This window comes from Shewanella abyssi, assembly GCF_023284025.1.
Lineage (GTDB): Bacteria > Pseudomonadota > Gammaproteobacteria > Enterobacterales > Shewanellaceae > Shewanella > Shewanella abyssi.
Map to the genome: position 1 here is coordinate 1 of NZ_JAKIKR010000106.1, position 3,063 is coordinate 3,063.

A 3,063-nucleotide genomic window follows, 5' to 3' on the forward strand; every position below is an offset into this window, starting at 1 on the left:
CTGCCATCGCGCCACTATTAAATTGGAGCGACATATCGGGTTCGAACCGATGACCTATACCTTGGCAAGGTATCGCTCTACCAACTGAGCTAATGTCGCATTTCAATTTAACCAGTAATCAAGTTCTTGCTTAGTTCGCTTCCCCTTGACTACGGAATGGCATTCTACCGATTTGATCTTGATAGTCAATCGTCATAAAACAATTTTATGACTGTTTGATGTTAAATTCATCAAAGATAACGTTTTTCGTACTCATTGATCGATACTTGCGCAGTAGCAATGTCCTGAGCTACTTGGCTTGGCAGTTCAAAGCTAACAAAGGTGTTAACTCTTTAAAAGTGAAGTCACTACTTTGATGGGTTAGCGCTGAGTATAACCCCATCCTACTTTTAAAGTGGGTGACGTTAAAAACAAAAACGCCTCTACAATAGAGGCGTTTGTATCAAGCTAACTTAAATCAACATTATCCAAGCGGCAATGATTGATAGTTAAGGCCGAGCATCTTTTGCATAACACCAACAACCTGGCAGCTATAGCCAAACTCGTTGTCGTACCATACATAAAGAATAGTACGGTTGCCGTCGGCAATCGTTGCTTGAGAGTCAACGACACCAGCGTAGCGAGAGCCAACTAAATCACTAGAAACGATTTCCGTTGAGTCAGTATAATCGATTTGGTTCTGCAGATCGGACTGAAGCGCCATATCTTTAAGGTATTCGTTTATTTCATGCTTATTAGTTTCGCCATTGAGGTTCAAGCTAATAATGGCCATTGAAACATTTGGCGTTGGAACGCGAATAGCGTTACCCGTAAGCTTGCCTTCAAGTTCCGGCAGCGCTTTAGCTACTGCTTTAGCAGCGCCTGTTTCTGTAATCACCATATTAAGCGGTGCACTGCGGCCACGACGGTCTGCCGAATGATAATTATCGATAAGGTTTTGGTCATTGGTATATGAGTGAATGGTCTCTACGTGACCATTTACAATACCGTACTTGTCATTGACAGCTTTGAGTATCGGTGTGATTGCATTGGTAGTACAGCTCGCAGCAGATACAATGGTATCTTCTTCAAGGATGTCTGACTCGTTTACGCCATAAACGATATTCTTAATCGCGCCTTTTGCAGGAGCAGTTAGCAATACTTTGCTAGCACCTTTAGACTTAAGGTGTAGACCTAGACCCGCTTCGTCTTTCCAAATACCCGTATTATCGACAACAAGCGCATTAGAGATCCCATGCGCAGTGTAGTCCACTTCATCTGGAGAGTTAGCATAGATAATTTGAATATAGGTGCCGTTTGCAATAATGGCGTTGTTCTCTTCATCAACTTCTACTGAACCGTTAAAGGGTCCATGAACTGAATCGCGACGTAGTAAGCTTGCGCGTTTCTCTAAATCGCCCTTACGGCCGCCTCTAAGTACAATGGCACGAAGTCTGAGCTTGTTGCTAACCCCGGTTCGTTCAATTAGCAGGCGAGCCAATAAACGCCCAATACGGCCAAAACCGTAAAGAACAACATCTCTAGCTTCTGTTTCTTCTTGGGTGATTGCTGCTGACAATTGGCTGCTCATGTAAGCTTCGATTTGGCTAGCATCTTTATATTCGCGCCAATAGTTAACAGCAAGCTTACCGATATCAACTTTGCACTGTTTTACCGCTAACTTGCTTAAAGCTTCGATAAATGGAAAGCTTTCACGTAGTCTTAGTTTATCACCGACATGGCGACGCACTAAACGATGTGATTTAATTATGTCTATAGTAGAGGCGTTTAGTAAGGGTTTACCGTAGACGACAACTTCTACACCTTGGTTTCGATATAATTTACCAAGTAGAGGCTGCATAGCCTCAGCCATTTCGAAACGTTCTTGCCAGCTTTGTAGGTGTTTATCAGCGCTCATTAACAGATCCTTTATCTCACTTTTCTGATTTTTTATCAGAAATGTTTGAGTAACAAAAAGAAAAGACCAATAATCTAGGTTATGTAGGGTGTCTTTCCCCGTTTGGTCGGCGCTATTGTAATGAAAAGTCGCCTTTCAGGCTAGTCAGATATTATCCGTAAAGTTGTAATTTTATTAGCAAAAAATACGTATGGAGCCACTTTTGAATAGAAACTTTGTAATGTTTACATCATTTCTAGCATTTACCGCCTTTTTTGGCCTGTTTGGCTGTGATCAGGTCTCCAATACCGCGGTAATATGTAACAAAAATCCTGAACTTTGTTTGGATTTGCACAAAGATAGTTGGTGTCGGTTCGAAAAAGGTGACCTTATTCGCAGCCGTTTCAAATTAAAGCAGACTATCGAGCCCAATGGTGAGCAATTGTTTGACCAGTTACTGTATCTAGAGGATTACAACAAGTGCATTGAACTTGCCGCTGGGGTACAGCACATACTGCACCCTGAGCGCACTAACGATCGTGCCCGCGCTTTTGGGCTAAGCTCTCAAACTTTAGCGGAGCTACAGGAGAGCACCAAAAATAGCATTGAACCCCATTTAGCTTATTACCATTGGTCCCGATTCAACGATACTGAAGCTGGCAAGGTACTATTTGCTGCAGAAAAGAGTGGCCTCATTAGTGATATCAGGTTGAAAGCCCAACTGGCTGCGCATTATTTAAGAATAGATTCACTTAAGTCTAAACGCTTGTACGCAGAGGCGTTGAATGGAAGTGATGAAGACACATTCGATCCTGATTGGTTACTCGCTTTAGCCACGATATACCGCCAAGAACAGCGGCTAGAGATGCATTACTTACTGTCGAAAACAAACATAATTATCACCCAATCTAATTTTGCAGAAAAACAGATGCTAGCCATGCTTCAAGGAAATCGATTGCTGCAAGAAAAACTGGATGAAGAGGCTGAAGACTTAGCAGATGTACTAAGATCTGGAAAGTATGCAGAGAGTAAGCTAAAAATTGTCTTGGAGCAGGACTTAAGCTTCGCTGACTAGCAAGCTATTTTGTGTAATTTGTATTCGGCAATATGTTTGCCAACTTACAGTTAATTCCAATGTTTAGCTGAAAAATAGCTCAATACGCGATCCATGTAAAAAAATTACCAAA

At 41.9% G+C, this 3,063-nt stretch carries 2 protein-coding genes and 1 tRNA gene; 1 reads left to right on the forward strand and 2 read right to left on the reverse strand.

The genetic code is table 11. From position 1 onward, the window contains the following. Window positions 1–23: 23 nt before the first annotated feature. Together L2755_RS21790 and L2755_RS21795 are read right to left on the reverse strand one after the other, a co-directional pair. A tRNA-Gly gene (locus L2755_RS21790) sits at window positions 24–99 on the reverse strand. 364 nt (window positions 100–463) lie between these two features. After that, window positions 464–1,897 (reverse strand): glyceraldehyde-3-phosphate dehydrogenase, encoded by a 1,434-nt coding sequence (locus L2755_RS21795; protein ID WP_248982738.1) that lies wholly within the window; start codon window positions 1,895–1,897, stop codon window positions 464–466. A gap of 220 nt (window positions 1,898–2,117) precedes the next feature. Here L2755_RS21795 and L2755_RS21800 point away from each other — a divergent pair, with 220 nt between their 5' ends. After that, window positions 2,118–2,951 (forward strand): DUF2989 domain-containing protein, encoded by an 834-nt coding sequence (locus tag L2755_RS21800; protein ID WP_248982739.1) that lies wholly within the window; start codon window positions 2,118–2,120, stop codon window positions 2,949–2,951. Window positions 2,952–3,063: the final 112 nt, after the last annotated feature.

Coding starts and splice junctions, on each gene's coding strand:
- L2755_RS21795 (WP_248982738.1), bottom strand. CDS start 1,897: ATGAGCGCTGATAAACACCTACAAAGCTGGCAAGAACGTTTCGAAATG.
- L2755_RS21800 (WP_248982739.1), top strand. CDS start 2,118: ATGTTTACATCATTTCTAGCATTTACCGCCTTTTTTGGCCTGTTTGGC.